Genomic DNA, 20,823 nt, shown 5'->3' with positions numbered 1-20,823 from the left:
CACAACACGGATGTCCGCGGGCCGTCCGGGATGAGCGGCCTGCCGGACCCCCGAAGGCATGTTTTCTACTGAATGTGCGTTCGCACGTCAAGTCCGGGCGCGCGCTTGACCGCCCCGCAGGCCCCTGATATCCTGCATGGCGGCTTGGACGCCGTCGCGCGTCCCCGGCACGGGGCCGATCCGCGCCATGCAGCCTTCCTCCCTCGCGGGGTTCCTCATCGCCATGAAGACCGACGACATACGCAAACGGTTCCTGGAGTACTTCCGGGCCCGCGACCACCGCATCGTGCCGCCCGACTCGCTGGTGCCCGCCCACGACCCCTCCCTGCTGTTCACCGGCGCCGGCATGAACCAGTTCAAGGACGAGTTCTATGGCCGGGGCGACCGTTCCCTCAAGCGCGCGGCCACCTGCCAGAAGTGCCTCCGCACCGGCGACATCGAGAACGTCGGCCGCACCGCTTCTCATCACACGTTCTTCGAGATGCTCGGCAACTTCTCCTTCGGCGACTACTTCAAACGCGAGGCGATCGAGTGGGGCTGGCGGTTCATGGTCGATGAGATGGGCCTGCCCGCGGAGTCTTTGGTCGTCACCGTCTACGAGGGCGACGACGAGGCCGAGCAGGTCTGGCGCGACGTGATCGGCATCCCGCCCGAGAGGATCTTCCGCTTCGGCGAAGGCGACAATTTCTGGCCGGAAAATGCGCGCTCCCAGGGCCCCGACGGCCCTTGCGGGCCCTGCAGCGAGATGCATTTCGACTCCGGCGGCGGCTGCGGCAAGCCCTCCTGCGACCCCTCCTGCGGCTGCGGGCGGTTCATCGAACTCTACAACCTCGTCTTCCAGCAGTACGACCGCCAGCCCGACGGAACGCTCGAACCCCTGCCCATGCGGAACATCGACACGGGCCTGGGCCTGGAGCGCATCGCGCGCGTCCTGCAGGGCGTGCCCACGAACTTCGACATCGACATCTTCCAGCCGATCATGCGCCAGGTCGCCGAGGTCTGCCGTCGGCCGGCCGACCCCGGTCCCGGCGCCGTCGCCGGGATGCGCCGCATCGCCCAGATGCGCCGCATCGCCCAGATGCGCCGAATCGCCGACCACGCCCGCGCGGTCGTCTTCTGCATCGCCGACGGCGTGCTGCCCAGCAACGAGGAACGCGGCTACGTGGTGCGGCGCCTGCTGCGCCGCGCCGTGCGCGACGGCGTGCAGCTCGGCGTCGACGGGCCGTTCCTGACGCAGTTGGTCCAGCCGGTCGTCGAGGCGTTTCGCGACCCCTACCCCGAACTGGCCGAGAGCCGCGGGCACATCGAGAACGTGATCGCCGAGGAGGAGAAGGCGTTCCAGAAGACCGTCGTGCGCGGGTCCCGGCTGCTCGCGCAGCACGTGTCCGAACTCCGGCGCCGGAACGTCACGGCGCTGCCCGGACGCGACGTCTTCGACCTGTACCAGACCTATGGCTTCCCGGTCGAAATGACCGAGTCCCTCCTGGCCGAGGAGGGCATGGAGGCCGACGTGGACGGCTTCCGCAAGGAGATGGAGGCCCACCAGCAGCTCTCCAAGCAGGGGTCCGCCTTCGGCGGCGCCGTCTTCGTCACCGGACCGCTCTCGCATCTGCAGGACCGCCACCCGGCCACCGAGTTCGTCGGCTACACCGCCCTGGAGGCCGCCGGGACGGTCATCGGCATCGTCCATGAGGACGCCCTGCTCGACTCCGTCGGCCCGGGCGAGACCGTCGCGCTGGTCCTGGACCGCACCCCCGCCTACGGCGAGGCCGGCGGGCAGGTCGGCGACTGCGGCGTGATCGTCGCGGAGGCCGGCGGCGAAGGCGAGTTCCGGTTCGATACCGTGCGGCGCGAGAAGGGCTTCTTCCTCCATGTCGGCCGCGTCGTCTCCGGCCGCCTGGAGCCCGGCACGGCGGTCGTCTGCCGCGTCGAAGAGTCGAACCGCATGGCCATCGCCCGCAATCACACGGCCACGCACCTCCTTCACAACGCCCTGCGCGAGGTGCTCGGCAAACACGCCCGGCAGGCGGGTTCGCACGTCTCCCCCGAGCGGCTGCGCTTCGACTTCTCGAACCCGACCGAACTCGGCCCCGACCGCCTCCGCCGCATCGAGGACATCGTCAACGGGCACATCCTGGCCGACGACCCCGTCGTCGGCACGCAGATGAGCCTGGCCGAGGCCCGCGGGAGCGGCGCCATCGCCCTGTTCGGCGAGACCTACGGCGAGGTCGTCCGCGTGATCCGCATCGGCGACTACAGCCGCGAACTCTGCGGCGGCACGCACTGCGAAAGCACCGGCCGGATCGGCCTCTGCCGCATCACGCGGGAGAGCAGCGTCGCCGGCGGCGTGCGCCGCATCGAGGCCGTCACGGGCCTGTGCGTCCTGGACCGGCTTCGCCAACGGGAGGGACTCATCGCCGAGGTCTGCCGCAACCTGAACACGCAGGAGGACGACCTGCTGCGGCGGTCGGCCGAGCTGCCCGCCGAGCTGCGCACCGTCCAGCGGGAGATCCAGCAGGAGCGCCGGCGCGCCGCCCGGCAGGCGGCCGGGGGCAGCCTGCTCGAGGCCGCCGAGACGATCGGCGACGTCCGCCTCGTGCTGGCGCCCTTCGACGGCGCCCCGGGCGAGTTGCGCAGCGCCGCCGACGTCCTGCGCAAGGAGAACGCCGGGCTCGTCTGCGTGCTCACCGCTGCGGACGCCGGCAAGGTGGCCCTGGTGGTCGGCGTCTCGGCCGACATGGTCCGGCGCGGCGTCAGCGCGCGCACGCTCGCCCGGGCGGCCGCCGACGTGCTCGGCGGCGGAGGCGGCGGGCGCGACGACCTGGCCCAGGCCGGCGGCCCCAACGCGGACCGCCTGGACGAGGCCCTCGACGCCGTCCGCAAGGCCGTGGCCCAACTCCACCCCGCCTGACCCGCAGGCGAGAGCGGCGCACGGGAGCGCGAGGTCCTGCCAGGCAGGCGTTCACCGGTTCCCCGGGAGTCTGACCTCCTTCTCCCGGCATCCTGCCGTGGAGGAACGGCTGATCGTCGAACAGGTCAGCCAACGAACGGATGGCCTCGAGCCGCTACTCCTGGTCGGGCTCGAACCGGCCTCCCTGTGAACGCAGCCTCCGGCCGCTCACGTGCGGGCCGGCAGGGGGCGAAAAGAAGACGGCGCAGGCCGTAACTCGCGCCTGCGCCGTGGTTTAGCATGGTGGGTGGAAGCGGAGTCGAACCGCTGACACCAGGATTTTCAGTCCTGTGCTCTACCAGCTGAGCTACCCACCCATCGAACGCCCCCGATTCTACGCGCCCTCCGCCCCCCTGTCAAGCTGATCGGGGCGCCGTCCGGTCGGCGCGTTCACCCTTTGAGCAGCCGGAGGGCTTCGGACAGGTTGCGCACGGCGTGCACCTGCGGCATGCAGCGGGCGGCGTCTTCGGCGTTGCCGCGCGGCACAACGGCCTGTCGGAACCCGAGCTTGGCCGCCTCGCGCAGCCGCTCCTCCGCGCGGGCCACGCCGCGCACCTCGCCCCCCAGGCCGACCTCGCCCACGGCCATGGCGTCGCCCGGGAACGCCCTGCCGCTGAAACTCGAGGCCAGCGCGAGCACCAGCGGCAGGTCGGCGGCCGGCTCGAGCACGCGCACGCCGCCCGGCACGTTCACGAACGCGTCGCAGCGGCCCAGCTCCAGCCCGGCCCGCCGCTCCAGCACGGACATCAGCATGCTGAACCGGCGGTAGTCGACCCCGCTCACTTTCCGCTCGGGGGTGCCGTAGGCGCCGGGGCCGACCAGCGCCTGCATCTCCACCAGCAGCGCGCGGGTGCCCTCCATGGCGGCGGTCACGACCGATCCGGTGGCCGTCGGGTCGCGCTCCGCCAGCAGAAGCTCGCTGGGGTTGGCCACCTCCTCCAGGCCCTGGGCGCCCATCTGGAAGACGCCGATCTCGTTGACGGTGCCGAACCGGTTCTTGGCCGCCCGCAGGATGCGCAACGCGTGGAAGCGCTCGCTTTCGAAGTAGAGCACCGTGTCCACCAGGTGCTCGAGCGCGCGCGGCCCGGCGATGAGCCCCTGCTTGGTGACGTGCCCGACCAGGAACAGCGCGCAGCCGGCCGCCTTGCACACCTCGGTCAGGGCGACCGCGCAGGCGCTGACCTGCCGCAGGCTGCCCGGGGGCGAGTCCAGGTCGGCCGCGTGCACGCGCTGGATGGAGTCCACGACGACCGCCTGCGGCCCCTCGGCCGCCAGGAGGGCCAGGACGGCCTCCAGGGACGTCTCCGACGAGACCGCCAGCGCCGATCCGCCCAGGCCCAGCCGCTCGGCGCGCATGCGCACCTGGGCCAGGGACTCCTCGCAGCTCACGTAGAGGCAGCGCGCGCCGGCGTCGGCCATGCGCCCGAGGGCCTGCAGGAGCAGCGTGGACTTGCCGATGCCCGGGTCGCCCCCCAGGAGCACCGCGGCGCCCGGCAGCACGCCGCCGCCCAGGACGCGGTCCAGTTCGGCCAGGCCGGACGGGATGCGCACGTGCGCGTGCACGGGCACGCTCGCGAGGGGCACGGACGGGCCGGCGCTCCCGGCCGCCCGGGCCTCGGGCACCGCCTGCGGACGGGCCTCCTGCAGGGTGTCCCACTGCTCGCAGTTCGGGCAGCGGCCGCTCCAGCGGTGGAAGCTGCCGCCGCATTCGCTGCAGACGTAGACGGTGCGGGCCTTCGCCATGGGCCTACTCCGCCGCCCCGGCCGAGGCGAGAAAGGCGCCGACCTCGTCGCCCCGCGGGATGCCGGCCCGCCCGCCGAGCTGCCGGCACTTGAGCGCCGCCGTGGCTGCGGCGAACGGCAGGATCCGCGCCAGTTCCCACCCCTGCGAAAGGCCGTAGGCGAACGCACCGTGGAAGACGTCGCCGCAGCCCGTCGTGTCGACGACCGGCACACGATACGCCGCCTGCCGCAGTTCCCCGCCCTTCCAGACGGCGAAGGAACCCTCGGCCCCGCCCGTGGCGACGGCCGCGGCCGCCCCGCACGGCGCAATCTCCTCCCACAGCGCCCGCGCGCCGTCCTCCAGCCCGGCTGTGCCGTAGCGGCGCCGGGCGAACTCCGCCGGCACGATCACGTGCGTGCCCAACGGCAGCAGTTCCTCGACGCCCCGGCCCAGCCCCTCCAGGTCCATGACGACCGGCACGCCCGCCTCGCGGGCCGTGCGCGCCGCGTGGACGGCGGCCTCGGGCTGGAAGTTGTCCACGTGCAGCACGCGCGCGGACCGGACCACCTCGGCGGGCACGTCCTCCGGCACGGCCACGGCCGCCTCGTCGCACGCGGCCAGGATCATGCGCGTGCCGCCGGCCGGGCAGGCGACGATCAGGGACGTGATGACGGACGCGCCCGGCACGCGGCGGATGAACCGCGTCTCCACGCCTTCGCGGTCGAAGTCGTCGACGCAGAACTGGGAGAACTGGTCGTCCCCGAGCGCACCCAGGTAGGCGCAGCGCCCGCCCAGGCGCGCGGCCGCCACGAGGCCGGTGGCCACCAGCCCGCCGCCCTGCGTGCGGAGCGCGCGCACGGGCACCTTGTCATCCGGTCCCGGGACCGCGTCCACCTCCGTGACGATATCGAAGGCACAGCACCCGACCCCGACGACGTCGAACCGGCTCCGGTTGGCCACTCGCACATCCTCCGCATCGCGATGGGGCGTGTATCATAACCGGGGCCGGCCGGCATGCCAAACGGTTGCGCCCACCGAGGCACGACGAACGGGCAGCCCCGGGCGGCCTCGCCCGGCGGCGGGGGGTGCTACTCGGGCTCGAGTTCGGCGCCTTCCAGGCGCAGGGTGAGCCCCTTGAGGAGATCGTTCTCGGAGATGCGGGCCACGGCCACGCCGTCGCGGTTCGTCACGTTCAGCACGGGCACGCGCATCGCCGCCCAGTCCGCCAGGGGCAGCAGGGGCACCGTCAGGGTCGAACGCACGGGCCGCAGCACCAGGTCCTTCTCCAGCCGGTTCAGTCCCAGGCCGGCAGCGCTCAGGGGCGCCCCGAAGACGGCGGCCCCGCGCGACGAGAACCGGCCGTCGTTCCCCTCCGTCGTGTCGCAGTAGGGGCTGGCGCTGCAGCTATCGCCCGCCGTGACCTGGTAGTCCCGGTAGCGCTCGACGTTGTGGAGCATGTCGATGCCGAGGTAGGCGGCCACGAAGTCCCGCCACATGTTCTGCGAGAACCACACGATGTCGTCGGGGCCGCTCGTGTGGCGGTCGCCGTAGGGCGTCGCGGTGGCAACGTGGGCGTTCTCGACGTCACGGCGCAGGCGGTTCATCTTCCAGCGCGGCATCTTGAGCGCGCTCAGGAACAGGTAGAGCAGGCCGTTGGTGGTGTAGACGGAGTATGCGTTCCACCCGGTCAGTTCGCCGGCCGGCAGCGGCTCGTCGGTGCGGGGGTCGGCCATGCCCTCGGTCGTGCGCGCCAGGGTCACGGCGTAGTGGTCGCCGACCCAGCCCTCGTCCTCGATGGTCTTGATGCCCTTGGAGGTGAAGGCGCGCCAGCGTTCGGCCTGCGAGCCCTTCAGGCCGCACTTCTGCTCCAGCTCCGCGAAGGCCCAGAGGGCGGCGTGGGACTTGAACGCCAGGTAGACCTGCTCCGGCCCGTACTGCAGCGCCGGGCCGGCGTCGTCGATCGCGTTGGCCACGGCCCGGTCGGGCACGCCGTTGCCGGAGGAGTCGCTTCGAAAGATGAACTCCGCCAGCCGACGCCCCAGGGCCACCTTGCCGGCCGCCTCCTCCAGGTTGCCGGTGAAGCCCGCCCAGGCGGTCAGCAGCAGCAGGTAGTCGGCGTTGGCCTCCACGCCCATGGGGCGGCTCTGCGTCGGGCGCCCGACCACGTGGCAGGCCCCCAGGTCGCGGCTGAGGAACGCGCTGCCCTTCCCGACCGCACCCAGCAGGGCGGATCCGTCCTTCTCGAGTTCCGCCCACTGGTCCAGCAGCATCTTCAGCAGATCGGGCCAGAGGGCGAAGTAGAGGAGCGCGTTGTTGTACTCGACGTCCACCGCGCTCTGGCGGCAGCCGGGGCCCTCGCACACGCTGAACCAGTCCCGGCCGTCCTTGCGGGTCGTCCACCAGGTGTCGGCCAGGAACGAATGGAACGCCAGGGCCGCCATGTCCGACATGCTGCCGCCCAGACTCCAGTCGGTGAACAGGCGGTCGAGGAAGTCGCACTTCGTCTCGACCTCCTCCCGCTCGACGCACGCCCACTTCAGCAGGTCCGCATGCGAGCCGAAGACGCTCCGGTACTTGAACGGCGTCTTCTCGCCGGCCACCTCCAGGACGGGCTCCGGCGCCCAGGCCGACCACGTCAGGGCCAGGCGGCCGGACGGCTCGGCCGTCAGGTCGAAGCGGCGGCGCAGCCCGGCCGCAGCGAACGGCTCGGCGTCGAGGCCCTGCACGCGGCACTCGGTCCGGGCGTCCAGCGGCGTGTCCGAGCAGCATCCGGGCGGGACGCTCGCGAACGAGTAGCCGAACCCATCCTCGGCGCGCACGGTCTCCAGCCCTTCGCCGCGGAGTTCGAAGACCAGTTCGCCGGCCGGCAGCGGCGAGTCCGCGCGCATGCGGCGGAATCGCTTCAGGGGCCGCACCTCCACGTCGACATAGTATACGGGCGCCGTCGAGATGCGCACCTCGCGCGGGTAGAAGGGCGCCCGGATGCGCATGCGCAGCTCGATCCAGAGGCCGGGGTGCACCGCCCGGTACTCGATGGTCGTCAGGGTGTCGAACTGCTCGACGAACGGGAAGTGGGGCGCCCGCGACGTGAACGGCAGCGCCCAGACCTCGCCCTCGGGGGTCTTCACGCCCACCGTCAGGTCCAGGGGCCGTTCGCGCCAGTCGCCGAAGGCATTCTGGTAGACGCAGTGGTCGTGCGGGTCGAGTATCAGGTTGAAGCGACCGCCGAACGTGGCGGCTGCGTCTGTGATCGGGTGCATGTGGGGCTCCTCGGCCCGGCGCGGTCGGCCGGGCTCAGTGGGAGGGCAATGACGGTCCGGAGGGGGCCGGCGCGGGCACTCGGCGGGCCACCCCGAGCGCTCCAATGTACACCATCGCGGGCCGGATTCAAAGCGGAAACGCGCCGGCCGGGCCGGCGCTGGACGCACCGCCTCAGGCTGCTATAATCGCGGCCGGCAGTCCTGCGAACGCGGTGCCGAAGGAGAGCGATTCGATGGCCGACCGGTTGAGGCTTGGGGTGCTGATCAGCGGCGGCGGGCGGAGCCTGCAGAACTTCATCGACCTGTCCGAGACCGGCCGGCTCCGGGCGCAGGTGGTCAAGGTCGTCAGCAGCCGGCCCGACGCCGGGGGTCTGGCGCGCGCCCGGCGTTGCGGGATTCCCGCCTGCGTCGTGCGCCGCCGGGACTTCGCCACGGCCCAGGCATTCGCCGACGCCGTCACCGCCGAACTGCGGGCCGAGGACGTGCACCTGGTCGCCCTGGCGGGATTCCTCAGCCTCTACCGCATCCCCGCCTGCTACGCCGGGCGGGTGATGAACGTCCACCCCGCCCTGCTGCCCTCCTTCGGCGGCCGCGGCTTCTACGGCGACCGCGTCCATCGGGCCGTGCTGGAGTGCGGCTGCAAGGTGAGCGGCTGCAGCGTGCACTTCGCCGACAACGAGTACGACCAGGGCCCCATCATCGTGCAGAGGGCCGTGCCCGTGCTCGAAGACGACGACGAACACACGCTGGCCGCACGCGTGTTCGAGCAGGAGAAGGCGGCCTACCCGGAGGCCGTCAACCTGTTCGCCGAAGGCCGCCTGAGGATCGAGGGCCGGCGCGTGCGCGTGCTGCCGGCAGGCGCTCAGGCATCCCCATAGCGCGCGCCCGGCCCTGCGTACGTCCGTGCCCGTCCGTGCGTGCGTCCGTGTGCGGCGGCGGGTATAATCCCGCCGTGGGAGTCTCGTGCCATTCATCCCCCGGGAGGCATCGATGGGCGGGCCGTTGCGAGCCGTGGTGTTCGACCTGGACGACACGTTGTACGACTGCACGGGCACGCTGGTGGAGGCCGCCCGCCGCAAGGCCGCGGCCGTGCTGGTCGAGGCCGGCCTGCCGATGAGCGAGACCGAGGCGGTCGCTCTGCAACGGAAGCTGGCCCTGATGCATGGGCCCCACTTCCTGGTCTTCGACGAGATCGCGCGGCAGTACGGCCTGGAACCGGACGCGGTCGACCGAGCCTACCGCGCCTACAACAGCGACGAGGTGGACCCGATCCAGCCGTTCCCGGGGGTCATGGAGACACTCGCGAAGCTGCGCGCATGCGACATCCGGCGCTTCCTGGTCACCAGCGGCACGCACCGGCGGCAGTCGGCCAAGGTGCGGCAACTGGGGCTGGAGGACGCCTTCGACGAGATCGTGATCAACGACGTGGACCGGGGCGCGCTGCTGAGCGAGAGCCTGCGCTACCTGCTCCGCCGACACCGGCTGCGGCCCGACGAAGTGCTGCTGGTAGGCGACCGGCCCCAGGAGGAGATCCGCGTGGCCAACGACCTGGGCATGACCACGGCCCAGGTGCTGCAGGGGCGGTTCAGCAACTTCGCCCCGCGCGACGAACACGAACGCCCGAACTACCGCGTCACGGGCGTCTTCCAGGTGCCCACGCTGCTGCGCCTGGCCAACATGAACAAGCCGCCGCACGTCCTGCGGATCGTGGCGATCGGCGGCGGCACCGGCCTGCCCATCGTCCTGGAAGGCTGCAAGACCTACTGCGCCCACCCCGTGGGCATCGTCACGGTGACCGACAGCGGGCGGTCCAGCGGCCAGTTGCGCACCGAGCTGGGCATGCTGCCGCCCGGCGACGCCCGCAACTGCCTGGTCGCCCTGAGCGAGCCCGGGGAGCGCGAGCGGCTGCTCAACCGCCTGTTCCAGTACCGCTTCCGCCAGGGCAGCTTCAACGGCATGAGCCTGGGCAACCTGCTGATCGCCGCCATGTCCGACCTGGAGGGCAGCTTCGAGCAGGGCATCCGCGAACTGAGCCGCCTGCTGAACATCCGGGGCCGCGTGCTGACCCCCACGCTGGAGGACTGCCAGCTCTGCGCCGAACTGACCGACGGCACAGTCGTCCAGGGCGAGGCGAACGTCCACTCGCCCCACCACGCGCCCGTCCGCCGCGTCCTGCTGAAGCCCCCGGCACCGGCGGCCTGCCAGGAAGCCATCGAGGAGATCCAGGAGGCCGACATCGTCGTCCTGGGCCCCGGCAGCCTGCTGACCAGCGTCGTCGCAAACCTCCTGGTGCCCGGCGTACGGGACGCCCTGGCCCGCACGAAGGCCACGCGCATCTACGTCGGCAACATCGTGACCCAGCCGGGCCAGACCGACGGACTGAACGCCCGTGCCCACCTGCAGACGTTCCTGGGGTACGTGGACGCCGGCAGCGTGGACGTCGCCCTGTTCAACGACCACTGCCCCGACCAGGAGGTCCTGGCGCGCTACCGGGCCGAGGGCGCAGAGATGGTCCTGGCCGACGACGACCTGCACACGCTGGGCGTGCCGGTGGTCACCGACAACCTGGTGGAAGACCTGGACGGAAGGCGGGTGCTCTGGGAGAAGAAGGACCTGCTGCGCCACCATCCGGACCGGCTGGCCAACGCCATCTGCCGCATCTACTGCGACCGGATGCACGCGTGATGCGTCAGTGAGTGGCCTGCCAGAGCGCGTCCCGCATCTCGGCCGCAGCGGCGCGCACGGCATCGCGCCAGGCACCCTCGCCGTGGCGCCCGGCATGCGGGCCGTGCCGCCAGGCGAAGATGATGCCGCGCGAGGAGTTCACGACCGCGCCCTCGCCGGCCGCGTCGAAGGCCGGCAGCACGTCGTCGATCCCGCCGCCCTGCGCGCCGTAGCCGGGCACCAGCAGCAGCGTGTGCGGCATGAGCGCGCGCAGCCGGGCCAGGTCGTCCGGGAACGTGGCACCCACAACGGCGCCGACCGGGCTGTAGCCGCCGGCCCCCGTGTGCGGCGCGCCCCAGACCTCCACGAGCGCCGCCACGTGCTCATGCAGGAGCGCCCCGCCGCAGCTCAGGTCCTGCAGCTCCACCGCCGACGGGTTGCTGGTCTTGACCAGCACGAACAGCCCGCGCCCCGTCGCTGCGGCGGCGTCGACGAACGGCCGCACGCCGTCGCTGCCCAGGTAGGGATTGACGGTCACGGCGTCGACCACGAAGTCGGCCGAGATGGCGGCCGAACCGCCCAGGTGCGCCGCCGCGTAGGCGGAGGCCGTGCCGGCGATGTCGCCGCGCTTGATGTCGCCGATGACGATCAGGCCCCGCTCGCGCGCACATCGGATCGTGGCGGCATAGGCCGCCATGCCGGCGCAACCGAGTTGCTCATAGAATGCGATCTGCAGTTTGACGGCCGCCGCGATGTCGGCCACGGCGTCGATCACGCCGCGGTTGAACGACTCCACGCACTGCGCCCGCCCCTCGCAGGTGGCGTCCGGCCGCAGCTCGGCCGGCAGCCGGTCCACGCGCGGGTCCAGCCCCACAACGACCTGGCTCCGCTTGCGGCGGCATGCGTCCAGCAACGCGTCCGCGAAATGACGCTCACTCACCGGCCTCCTCCCCTGCCTGCCGTCGAGATGCGGCGGAAGCAATGGATGGATTCTACGCGGGCCGGATCGACCTTTTCAACGGGAACGGGCCGGCGAGCCGAGCCGGCGAGCCGGGCCGGCGAGCACGGCACGGCCTTTGCACGGGCACAGGAGTCTCAACGTGCGACGCCGCGCAGAGGGCGTGCGCACGTGACCGGAGGATGCCGAATGCGCATGCTTGTCGCCTCGATCGTCGGGCTGGTCATGCTGGTCTGCCTGTTCGTCTATTGCCCGCCCCTGCGGAATCTGGCCGCAAGCTACGTCCACGCCGGGGACGACACGGCGCAGACGGCTCCCGTCGACGGCAACCAGCTCCAGGCGCCGGCGCCGGCGCCGGCGTCGGCCGCCGACCATCAGAAGCCGGGTTGATCGGCGTCCCGCCGCACGGCCGGGCACGCCGCAGGGAGTTCGGTCCCGGGGCCTCGCCGTTCCACATGGCCGGAGGGTCGATGTGCGTCGCCTGTTCGCCTTCGCACTGATCGCGGGTACCGTCTGCGCCGTCGTCTGGATGGCGCGCCTGCATGAACGCATCGACCTGTCCGCGATCGGCGGCCCTGCGGCGTCCCCCCGCGCCCACCCTCAGAGGCTCCCGCCCGCCGCGGCCGCCGCGGCCGCCGCGGCCGCCGCCGACGCCGCCGACGCCGCCCGGCCCGCAGCGCCGCCGGCCGGCACGGCCCCGGCCGCGGCTGGGGACCCGATCGTCCTGCCGCCCGTCCTGCGGCACGTTCAGTTCGGGATGCCCTCGGGACAGGTCCGGCGCGCCTACTCGGTGGGGTGGGAGCGCGTCCGGTCGGGTGAGCTGATGCTCGCCCACTACCCCGGGGAGGACCGCACGACCACGGTGCGGTTCCACTTCTCCGGGGACTCCCTCTACCGGGTGGAGCTGGGCGTGGCTCCGGCCGAGGGCCAGTCTCGCGGCGAACTCTATGACACGCTCCAGGCATTCTACGCGGCGCAGTATGCGCATGCCCGCGAACGCTCGGCGACCCGGTGGTCCGACGGAACGGTGATCGCGCAGATCGGCATGGCGGAGAACGCCGTGGAGGTCACGTTCACCTGCCCGGCCGCCCGCCGGTGACCGGGGCGGGTCAACGCCCCTCGGCGGCCGCCGCAGCGGCCTCGGCGGTCGTGTGAAGGCGGACCACCGCGGCCCTGTAGAGCCTCCCGCACATCGGTTCGCCCAGCGCGCCCGGCTGGTTCAGCACCCCGGTCGCCGCATCGTCCTCGCCGCCGGCGAAGAGGTAGAACCCCAGCAGCAGGTGCGCGCCGGCATCGGTCGGATCGCGCATGGTGTTCCGTTCAAGATCCTCAAGCAGCATGCGCGCCCGGAGCGGCCCCCCGAGGACCGTCGGCCAGTCCACGCGCATCCGTTGCAGGTCCTCCAGGCCCTCGACGCCGCGTCGGACCATCTCGACCGCCGCGCCGTAGTCCTCCAGCAGCATCAGGGGCACGGCACGGCCCAGCAGGAACACGGGCTCCTCGCCGAACTCCCGGGCCGCCTGCTCGAAGGCATCCGCCGCCTCGGCGTCCTTTCCCAGACGCAGCCTCGCCTCGCCCACGACGAAGGGCATGGGCACGCGCGCGGGCCCGCCGAGCGTCTGTGAGAGGCGCGAGACCAGCAGGCTCAACGCCTTGGGGACGGGCGGCGCCTCGGCCTCCGCCGCCTCGCCCGGCTCCTGGTCGGGCGCACCGTCCGGGGCATCCGGAGCCGCCGCGGCCGCGTCCGCGTCCGCCGCGGCCTCCGCCCCGGCGGCCTCACGCACGCGCACCTCCCACGCCATCTGCGCGGCGGCCCGCTCCAGCAGGGCCCTGTAGTGGGACACGTCGCCGATCGAGGCGTTCGGGATCACGTGGCAGACGACCCTCGGCGGGCCGCCGGCGGGGTCCTGCACGGTCAACTGAAGCATGCTGATTCCGGGGTAGTAGGCGACACCGCCTGCGGGATCGACGAAGAACGCCCCGGGGAGAGACGGCACCCAGAGGCGGTCCGGCGTGAGCACGCTCGGCGCCGGGGCCTCGGGCCCCGGAACGCGGCGTCGCGGAGGCCCCACGAGTCCCCGGCGCACGCCGTCCGGGTCCACCTGGGTCGGCGGGGCTTCCTCCTCGGGGGGCGGCTCGGCGGCCCCGTCCCCGTCGGCGCGCACACGGGCCGGCAGCAGGACGCAAAGGAACGCCCACACCGCCGCGCAGAGCCACACGCTACTCGTCCCGGGTCGCCTCATCGGCCGTCTCTCCGGCCGTCCGCCGTTGGGCCCGCATACGGCGTTCGGCAGCCAGCAGCAACCGCCCCACCGTCAGATCGCCTCCGGACGTGTCGTAGGCCACCCAGAGCACGTCCCTGGCCTCTTCGGCCCGACCCGCGATCAGGTACATGAACCCGAGCAACAGACGCGGTTCGGGCTCGACCGACGGCTTCACGGCGGCCTCGATGGCCGAGATGACCGCCGGAAGAACCTCCTCAGACCCGAACGCCTCAGCCGCGTCCAGCCGCAGTATCTCCATGGCGGGCAGCGCCTCCAGCCCGAACCGGACCATCCGGCCGGCGCCGGCGTAGTCGCCCTGCGCGGCCAGCGCCAGGCCCAGGGCGAGCCGCGGCGCGGGCGCACGCGGATCCTCGCGGATCGCCTGACGGAACGCCCTGGCGGCCGCCTCGAAGCGCCCGCCCTTCAGATCGAGTTCGCCCAGGGCGAAGCCCGCCCGGACGAAGTCCGTGCCGCCGAGCATGGGGGACAGGCCGGACGGGAACATCTCACCCCCGGCCGGCGCCGCCGGCTCGGGCACGGCGGGCGCCGCCGCCCCGGGGTCCGGCTCCGGAGCGGGCAGCGGGTCCAGGTACAGGTACTCCCGGTAGGCGTCGCCCCCCACGTACTCGTCGGAGTAGGGCCGATACGCCCCGTCATCCCAGTAGCCGTACGAATCGTAGTACCGGGTGTAGGGGTAGACGCTGTAGTAGCGGTACCGGCCCGAATGCGGCGGCAGGTAGACGCGCGGCGGCGGAAGGGGCGCGATGCCGTCGTTGTAGCCGTAGCGATGATGGTAACGGAACCAGTAGGGATAGGTGCCCAGCCGGTCGAGCGGCTCGGCGGGTGGGCGCCCGTGGCCCTGGCGAGGGATCGACGGCGGGTGCGTTCCGCCCACCACCACCCCGCCCCCTCGTCCCTGCCGCGCGTCCGGGCCCTCGTCTGAGGCCCGAACCTCCGAGGCCCCGAGCATCCACAGCACAGCCAGCACCAGAAGCGATGTCATCGCCGCACGCATGGACGTATCCCCCCAGTGTAGTGGGTTCCTCTCCCCGCATTGTACCCCATTCGAGGCGCGGGGGCTACCCCCTCGCCCCCCCGGGCAGCGGGTTGCGCGCCCCGGCGGCAACGGCTATAATCCGACCCGTCCGCGATCTTCGTGACCCGTTTCGAGCCGGCCGATGAACCATCTGGACGCCGCACGCGAGATCATCCGGCTGGAGATCAAGGCCCTGGAGATCATGTGCGGCCGGCTGGGGGAGGGCTTCGAGCGCGCCGTGGAACTGGTGGCCGCCTGCGGCGGCAGCGTCGTGGTCACCGGAGTCGGCAAGGCCGGGCTGATCGGGCGCAAGATCTCCGCCACGCTGGCCAGCACCGGCACGCCGAGCCACTGGATGCATGCCGTCGAGGCCCGCCACGGCGACCTGGGGCGCGTCCGGCCCGAGGACGTCGTCCTGGCCCTGAGCAACAGCGGCGAGACGGAGGTCGTGCAGCTCCTGCCCTCGCTCAAGAAGCTCCACGTGCCGCTGATCGCCCTGACGGGCCGCCCGGGGTCGACACTCGCCCGGCACGCTGAGGTCGTGCTGGACATCGGCGAGGTCGAGGAGGCCTGTCCGCTCGGCCTCGCCCCGAGTTCCAGCACGACGGCCATGCTCGTGCTGGGCGATGCGCTGGCGCTGACGCTGTTCCGTATGCGCAGGCTCCGGCCGGAGGACTACGCATTCTACCACCCCGGGGGCGAACTGGGGCGGCGCCTGATCAAGGTGCGCGAGGTCATGCGCAGGGGCGCTCGGAACCCCGTCGCCTCCGCCGACGTGACCGTGCGAGCGGCGCTGAAGGTCATGAGCGGAGAGGGCCGACCCGGCGCCGTCAGCCTCGTGGACGAAGCCGGGGTCCTGGTGGGGTTCTTCACGGACGGCGACCTGCGCCGCCTGCTGGAGGAGGACGGGGCGGAGGTGCTGGAACGGCGCGTCCGCGACGTCATGACGCCCGGGCCCAGGACGGTCTCCCAGGAGAGCCTGGTCGCCGAAGCCTACCGGATGCTGCGCGACTTCCGCATAGACCAGTTGCCCGTGGTGGACGGGGCCGGGCACCCCGTCGGCCTCATCGACGTGCAGGACTGGCTGGACATCGAACGCGGTGCCGCCATGCCGGACCACCCCCCTGTCTGAAGGACGCCGACCGTGCAACCCGATCCCGCAGGCCGCGCCCGCAAGGTACGGCTGCTCATAACCGACGTGGACGGCGTGCTCACCGATGGCCGCATCTTCCTGGGCCCGGACGGCCCGGAGGGCGCCTTCTTCTGCGTGCAGGACGGCACGGCGGTGAAGTACCTGCGCCGGGTCGGCATCGAGACGGCGTTCCTCAGCGGCCGCCGGAGCACGGCGGTCGCCGCCCGCGCGCGCATGCTGGGCATCCGGCTGATCGCCCAGGGCGCCCGGGTCAAGATGGAGGCATACCGGACGCTGCGCCGACGCGCGGGGGTGACCGACGAGCAGATCGCCTACGTCGGCGACGACCTGCCGGACGTGCCCGTGATGCGCCAGGTGGGCCTGGCCGTCGCCGTAGCCAACGCCGTGCCGGAGGTCCGCCAGGTCGCCCACGTGGTCACCGAACGTTGCGGCGGCGACGGCGCGCTACGCGAAGTCGCCGAGTTCGTGCTGAAATCCCAGGACCTCTGGCGCAGCATCCTCGCGCGCTACGGTCCCGAGTCACCTGAGAGCGGACAGGAGTCGTAGGAATGAGTCTCCGGAAGATCAGCAAGTGGATCGAGGCGCACGCCGAGGAGATGGTGCAGCTCCAGACCGAGCTGACGGCGATCCCCGCCCTGGGGCCCGAGAACGGCGGGACGGGCGAGTGGGCCAGGGCGCGCCTGCTGGAGGAGTACCTGCGCAGCCACGGCCTGGACGACATCGACCATTACGACTGCCCCGACCCGCGCGTGCCGGAGGGGTCGCGGCCGAACTTCGCCGTCTCGCTGCCGGACCCGCAGGACGGGCCGGCCCTCTGGCTGCTGACGCACATGGACATCGTGCCCCCCGGAGAGCGGCTGCCCGACGGCTCCTGGAAGGGCTGGGCCGGCGATCCGTACACGCTGCGACGCGCCGACGACCTGCTGATCGGCCGGGGGGTGGTGGACAACCAGCAGTCCCTGGTCGGGGCCGTCTTCGCCGCACGGGCGCTCCTCGAAACGGGCGTCGCCCCCGCGCGGCCGGTGCGGCTGCTCTTCGTCTCGGACGAGGAGACCGGCAGCCGCTACGGCCTCGGCTACGTGGTCCACACGGCCGACGAGCTGTTCCACACCGACGACCTGATCGTCGTGCCGGACTGGGGCAACCCGGAGGGCGACCAGGTCGAGATCGCCGAGAAGTCCCTCCTCTGGTTCGAATGCAGCGTCACCGGCCGCCAGGCCCACGCCTCGCAGCCCGGCCGGGCCGTCAACGCGTTCCGGGCCGCCGCCGAGCTGGTCTTCCTCATCGACCGGGCCCTGCACATGCGCTTCGACCGCGTCGACCACCTCTACGACACGCCCGCGTCGTCCTTCGAGCCCACGCGCCACGGCGCCAACGTGCCGAACATCAACACGATACCCGGCAATGAGACCTTCGCCTTCGACTGCCGGGTGCTGCCCTGCTACGAGCTGGACGCCGTGCTGGCGTGCGTCGAGGTCGAATGCCGGCGCGCGGACGCCATCCACAAGACGGAGACGAGGCTGATCGTGCAGGCGCGGCAGGACGCACCGCCGCCGACGTCGGCCGATTCGGAGGTCGTGCGCCGCCTGCAGACGGCCGTCGAGGCCGTGCATGGGTTCAAGCCCAAGCCCGTCGGCACCGGGGGCATGTCCGTCGCCTCGCCTCTGCGGGCGCGCGGGCTGCAGGTCGCCTGCTACGGCACGACGCTCAACACCGCGCACGGACCGGAGGAGAGCTGCTCGATCGCCGCCATGGTGGCCGACGCGCGCATCTTTGCCCACATGATGGCCACGTAGCCGGACGGAACACGGACCGACACGGACGGGCTGCCCGGGGAGGGGCGGCGGGCTACTGGGGGCGTCCGAAGCAGACCAGGGTGAGGTCGTCGCTCTGGGAGGCGGCGCCGGCGTGCTCGCGGATCGCTTTCTGGATGCTCTTGACGACCGACTCGGGGGTGGGGTCCGCTTCGGCCATGGCGCGGCTGAGCCGCTTGTAGCCGAACAACTCGCTGCTCTCGCTCATGGCCTCGATGATGCCGTCGCTGAAGGCGCAGATGACCTCGCCCGGCTGCACGTCGATGCCGGCCTCGGGGAACTCCGCCTCTTCGGTGATGCCGACGGGGAAGCCGGTGGCGCTCTCGACCCGCTCCACGGTGCCGTCGGCCCTGCGCACCATGGGATAGCAGTGGCCGGCGTTCGAGAGGCGGATCGTGTGGTTCTGCCAGTCGAGCAGCAGCAGCAGCACGGTGACGAACATGTCCTCGGCGGAGGCCAGGGCCACCTCGTTCAGCTTGCACAGGAGGGTGGGCGGGTCCGTCTGGCCGCCGGCGAAGAACCGCACGTTGCTGGCCATCTTGGCCATCATGAGGGCGGCCGTGATGCCCTTGCCGCTAACGTCGCCGACGACGACCATCACGCGGCCGTTGGGCAGCTCGACGAAGTCGTAGAAGTCGCCTCCCACCTCGAGGGCCGTCCCGTACCAGTCGACGAACTGATAGCCGTCGGCCTGGGGGGGCTCCTTGGGCAGGAAGCTGTTCTGGATCCTGCGGGCGTTGCGCAGGTCCTGTTCGAGGCGCTCGCGCTGGACCAGGCGGGAGTGCAGGCGGGCGTTGGCGATGGTCAGTGCGGCCTGATTGGCGATGCCGGCCAGCAGGGCCAGGCCCTCCTGGTCGTAGTTGGTGGCAATCCGCTGGGTATCGAGCAGGATGAAGCCGAGCACCTCCTCCTCGTACATGAGCGGCGCGCACATGACCGAGCGCATCTCGAAGTCCATGATGCTCTGGCTCTGGGGGAAGCGCTCGTCGTTCATCGCGTCGCGGGTCAGAACGGCTTCCTTCTTCTCGATCACCAGTTCGAGGATCGTGCCGCTGATCTGGAGGCGTTCCTCGTCGGACGCGCCGGGCTTGGCCATCTTCACGGCTCGCGGGGTCAGTTGCCCCGTCTCGGGATCGCGCAGGATGATGTAGCCGCGGGCCGTCTCCGGGAAGACCTCGAAAAGCTTCTCGAGTATCTTGTTGAGCAGTTCGTCCTCATCGAGCGCCGCGCCGATGGACTGGAATATCTCGATCAGCGTGCGAAGGCGGAAGTTGGCGGCGGCCAGTTCCTCGGCCGTCGTCTCGGCGCCCACCGTCGGACCGGCGGTGTCGTAGCCCACCCCGACCGAGGAGAGAACGGACGTGCTGGTGCGCTCGTCGTCCTCGATGTCGAACAGCGTGCTGTCGGAGACGTCGGCGTTCTCCTCCACCTTGATCTTATGGAAGACGAACACGCTGTTGCCGACGCGTATCTCGTCGCCGTGCTTCAGTGTGCGGGTGCTGCTCACCTGCACCTCGTTGAGGAAGGTGCCGTTGCTGCTGCCCAGATCCTCCAGGAAGAACTCGCCCCGCTCATTGCTGAGGATCCGAGCGTGCCGCTTCGACGCGGTCAGGTCGTCGAGCCGGATGTCCATGTCGATGCCCCGGCCCAGACACGTGACCTTCTTCAGGGCGACCTGACGGCCTGCGCCGTCGCCTTTGGCGATGATCAGATGAGCCATGGCGTTCTGAACGAGATCAGGAGCATAGAGAAGCCCGAAGCAGGCCGAACCCGTTTCGGCCCCCGAGACCCGGTGAATGCCCGAGCGAGCGACACCGTCGCGGGCGATTGTACCAGCGTATCGCGTCGATGCAAGCGCAAAACCGAGCGGCCGCCGGTCAGGGGCTCGTCTCCCCGTCCTCCGGCGCCGCCTCCTGCCCCTGCGCAGGCGCCAGAAGCGCGTCCAGCAGGATCACGGCCACACCCACGCAGATGGCGGCATCGGCCACGTTGAACGTGTGCCAGTGCAGCCGGTCCCGCCAGTGCAGGTCGATGAAGTCCCGCACGAATCCGTGCGAGACGCGGTCCACCAGGTTCCCCACGGCCCCGCCGGCCACAAGGCCCAGCGCCGCCATCAGGTGGGTCCGGCCCCTGTCCGTGGTGAACAGCAGGAACCCGATCACGCCGAGCGCCGCCAGCGACGCGCCGACGTAGAATACCGGCGTGCCCGGCCCCAGGCCGAGTACGCCGTGCAGGTTGCCCGGATGGCTGACGATGCGCAGGACCTGCGGGATCAGATCCAGATCCGCAAGGCCTTCATCCGGATGGTGCCAGAGCCATGCCTTGGTCAGTTGGTCGAGCAGGAAGGTGACGGCCGCGAGGATCCAGAACAGCCTTCGCCCCTTCAGGGCTGTGCACGATCGACTCACGAGGCTCCTTGCCCGGCCGAAACCGTTGGCTGGGGGCGACGCCTACAGGCCGCCGCCCTGCTCCTCCATCTCCTGCTGACACCCGATGCAGAGGCGCGCGAACGGGAGCGCCTTGAGGCGCTTGCGGCTGATCGAGCCCGCGCAGTGCTCGCAGAGGCCGTAGACGCCCCGGTCGATCTTGTCCAGCGCCAGGTTGACCTCGCAGAGTTCGGAGTCGCTGTTCTGGAGGATGCGGATCTTCAGGTCCCGCGCGAAGTTGTCGGATCCGCGCTCCGCCATGTGCTCCGCAGGGACGTCCGAGAGTTCCTCGGCGGCTTCGCCTCCGCTCTTCAACGCATCATTCTGCAGATGATCCACGCTGTCGGCCAGCTTCCCGCGCAACTCGAGAAGCACCCTGCGAAACTGGGCCAGCTCCTTCTTGTTCACGCGTTGCCCTCTTCTCTCTCGCCCCAGGCCGCACCGGCCCCTCACGTCCGCCGGAACGCTCAGTCTATCCGAACGGAAGAAGGCGCTTCAAGCGCGCTGCCGGCCCTACACACCTAACCCCCCCGCCAGCCACATGTTAGGCAGCAGCCACCGCCCGGCCTTCGCGG

The 20,823-nt window shown here is 71.5% G+C and carries 17 protein-coding genes and 1 tRNA gene; 8 read left to right on the top strand and 10 right to left on the bottom strand.

Annotation, left to right across the window (positions count from 1 at the left end):
- The first annotated feature begins 187 nt into the window (after positions 1–187).
- Entirely contained in the window at positions 188–2,911 is a 2,724-nt protein-coding gene (gene alaS / locus GXY85_09275; protein NLW51012.1) for an alanine--tRNA ligase, read from the top strand.
- Between the two features lie 280 nt (positions 2,912–3,191).
- Here alaS and GXY85_09270 read toward each other — a convergent pair.
- From GXY85_09270 to GXY85_09255, 4 genes are all read right to left on the bottom strand, one after another.
- Positions 3,192–3,267: transfer RNA gene (locus GXY85_09270), tRNA-Phe, on the bottom strand.
- A gap of 73 nt (positions 3,268–3,340) precedes the next feature.
- On the bottom strand, positions 3,341–4,693 hold the full coding sequence (gene radA / locus GXY85_09265) for a DNA repair protein RadA (GenBank protein ID NLW51011.1): 1,353 nt from the start codon (positions 4,691–4,693) through the stop codon (positions 3,341–3,343).
- Between the two features lie 4 nt (positions 4,694–4,697).
- A complete protein-coding gene (locus tag GXY85_09260; GenBank protein ID NLW51010.1) occupies positions 4,698–5,633 on the bottom strand; it encodes a carbohydrate kinase family protein in 936 nt (311 codons plus the stop codon).
- Positions 5,634–5,761: 128 nt separating this feature from the next.
- Entirely contained in the window at positions 5,762–7,933 is a 2,172-nt protein-coding gene (locus GXY85_09255; protein NLW51009.1) for a hypothetical protein, read from the bottom strand.
- A gap of 233 nt (positions 7,934–8,166) precedes the next feature.
- Between GXY85_09255 and purN the strand changes: the two genes are divergently transcribed.
- Together purN and yvcK are read left to right on the top strand one after the other, a co-directional pair.
- Complete coding sequence (gene purN, locus GXY85_09250; GenBank protein NLW51008.1) at positions 8,167–8,811, top strand: phosphoribosylglycinamide formyltransferase; 645 nt, start codon at positions 8,167–8,169, stop codon at positions 8,809–8,811.
- Between the two features lie 112 nt (positions 8,812–8,923).
- On the top strand, positions 8,924–10,618 hold the full coding sequence (gene yvcK / locus GXY85_09245) for a uridine diphosphate-N-acetylglucosamine-binding protein YvcK (GenBank protein NLW51007.1): 1,695 nt from the start codon (positions 8,924–8,926) through the stop codon (positions 10,616–10,618).
- A gap of 4 nt (positions 10,619–10,622) precedes the next feature.
- On the opposite strand, the gene pyrF is transcribed toward yvcK, so the two are convergent.
- Complete coding sequence (gene pyrF / locus GXY85_09240; GenBank protein NLW51006.1) at positions 10,623–11,537, bottom strand: orotidine-5'-phosphate decarboxylase; 915 nt, start codon at positions 11,535–11,537, stop codon at positions 10,623–10,625.
- A gap of 207 nt (positions 11,538–11,744) precedes the next feature.
- On the opposite strand from pyrF, the gene GXY85_09235 reads away from it, so the two are divergent.
- Both GXY85_09235 and GXY85_09230 read left to right on the top strand, forming a co-directional pair.
- A complete protein-coding gene (locus GXY85_09235) occupies positions 11,745–11,945 on the top strand; it encodes a hypothetical protein (protein ID NLW51005.1) in 201 nt (66 codons plus the stop codon).
- 82 nt (positions 11,946–12,027) lie between these two features.
- On the top strand, positions 12,028–12,654 hold the full coding sequence (locus GXY85_09230; protein ID NLW51004.1) for a hypothetical protein: 627 nt from the start codon (positions 12,028–12,030) through the stop codon (positions 12,652–12,654).
- Positions 12,655–12,664: 10 nt separating this feature from the next.
- Here the strand turns inward: GXY85_09230 and GXY85_09225 are convergent, their stop codons facing one another.
- Positions 12,665–13,798: a hypothetical protein gene (locus GXY85_09225; protein ID NLW51003.1), complete on the bottom strand. Its 1,134-nt coding sequence runs from the start codon at positions 13,796–13,798 to the stop codon at positions 12,665–12,667.
- Positions 13,776–14,834 carry a tetratricopeptide repeat protein gene (locus GXY85_09220; GenBank protein NLW51002.1) on the bottom strand — a complete coding sequence of 353 codons (1,059 nt, stop codon included), beginning with the start codon at positions 14,832–14,834 and terminating at the stop codon, positions 13,776–13,778. The genes GXY85_09225 and GXY85_09220 overlap by 23 nt, the downstream gene beginning before the upstream one ends.
- A 163-nt stretch (positions 14,835–14,997) precedes the next feature.
- Here GXY85_09220 and GXY85_09215 point away from each other — a divergent pair, with 163 nt between their 5' ends.
- The 3 genes from GXY85_09215 to GXY85_09205 are packed head-to-tail and all read left to right on the top strand — an operon-like array spanning position 14,998 to position 17,804.
- Complete coding sequence (locus GXY85_09215; GenBank protein NLW51001.1) at positions 14,998–15,987, top strand: KpsF/GutQ family sugar-phosphate isomerase; 990 nt, start codon at positions 14,998–15,000, stop codon at positions 15,985–15,987.
- A gap of 12 nt (positions 15,988–15,999) precedes the next feature.
- Positions 16,000–16,554, top strand: a complete 555-nt coding sequence (locus GXY85_09210; GenBank protein NLW51000.1) for an HAD hydrolase family protein — start codon at positions 16,000–16,002, stop codon at positions 16,552–16,554.
- Positions 16,555–16,556: 2 nt separating this feature from the next.
- Entirely contained in the window at positions 16,557–17,804 is a 1,248-nt protein-coding gene (locus GXY85_09205; GenBank protein NLW50999.1) for a M20 family metallo-hydrolase, read from the top strand.
- Between the two features lie 52 nt (positions 17,805–17,856).
- Here the strand turns inward: GXY85_09205 and GXY85_09200 are convergent, their stop codons facing one another.
- The 3 genes from GXY85_09200 to GXY85_09190 all read right to left on the bottom strand — a co-directional run bounded on the left by GXY85_09200 (position 17,857) and on the right by GXY85_09190 (position 20,656).
- A complete protein-coding gene (locus GXY85_09200) occupies positions 17,857–19,542 on the bottom strand; it encodes a SpoIIE family protein phosphatase (protein NLW50998.1) in 1,686 nt (561 codons plus the stop codon).
- A 157-nt stretch (positions 19,543–19,699) separates the two neighbouring features.
- The gene (gene lspA / locus GXY85_09195; protein ID NLW50997.1) at positions 19,700–20,230 is read right to left on the bottom strand and encodes a signal peptidase II; all 531 of its coding nucleotides are present in this window, start codon (positions 20,228–20,230) and stop codon (positions 19,700–19,702) included.
- 42 nt (positions 20,231–20,272) lie between these two features.
- Entirely contained in the window at positions 20,273–20,656 is a 384-nt protein-coding gene (locus GXY85_09190; GenBank protein ID NLW50996.1) for a hypothetical protein, read from the bottom strand.
- Positions 20,657–20,823: the final 167 nt, after the last annotated feature.

The organism is Candidatus Brocadiaceae bacterium, from assembly GCA_012728835.1.
Classification (GTDB): Bacteria; Planctomycetota; Brocadiia; order SM23-32; family SM23-32; genus JAAYEJ01.
The sequence above is the reverse complement of the archived record's forward strand: the minus strand, read 5'-3'. Positions and strand labels throughout refer to the sequence as shown.

Bases quoted from the DNA above. Each gene is read 5' to 3' on its own strand.
- alaS (NLW51012.1), top strand. From the start codon at position 188: ATGCAGCCTTCCTCCCTCGCGGGGTTCCTCATCGCCATGAAGACCGAC.
- GXY85_09225 (NLW51003.1), bottom strand. From the start codon at position 13,798: ATGAGGCGACCCGGGACGAGTAGCGTGTGGCTCTGCGCGGCGGTGTGG.
- GXY85_09235 (NLW51005.1), top strand. From the start codon at position 11,745: ATGCGCATGCTTGTCGCCTCGATCGTCGGGCTGGTCATGCTGGTCTGC.
- GXY85_09200 (NLW50998.1), bottom strand. From the start codon at position 19,542: ATGGCTCATCTGATCATCGCCAAAGGCGACGGCGCAGGCCGTCAGGTC.
- yvcK (NLW51007.1), top strand. From the start codon at position 8,924: ATGGGCGGGCCGTTGCGAGCCGTGGTGTTCGACCTGGACGACACGTTG.
- GXY85_09215 (NLW51001.1), top strand. From the start codon at position 14,998: ATGAACCATCTGGACGCCGCACGCGAGATCATCCGGCTGGAGATCAAG.
- purN (NLW51008.1), top strand. From the start codon at position 8,167: ATGGCCGACCGGTTGAGGCTTGGGGTGCTGATCAGCGGCGGCGGGCGG.
- GXY85_09205 (NLW50999.1), top strand. From the start codon at position 16,557: ATGAGTCTCCGGAAGATCAGCAAGTGGATCGAGGCGCACGCCGAGGAG.
- GXY85_09220 (NLW51002.1), bottom strand. From the start codon at position 14,834: ATGCGTGCGGCGATGACATCGCTTCTGGTGCTGGCTGTGCTGTGGATG.
- radA (NLW51011.1), bottom strand. From the start codon at position 4,693: ATGGCGAAGGCCCGCACCGTCTACGTCTGCAGCGAATGCGGCGGCAGC.
- GXY85_09255 (NLW51009.1), bottom strand. From the start codon at position 7,933: ATGCACCCGATCACAGACGCAGCCGCCACGTTCGGCGGTCGCTTCAAC.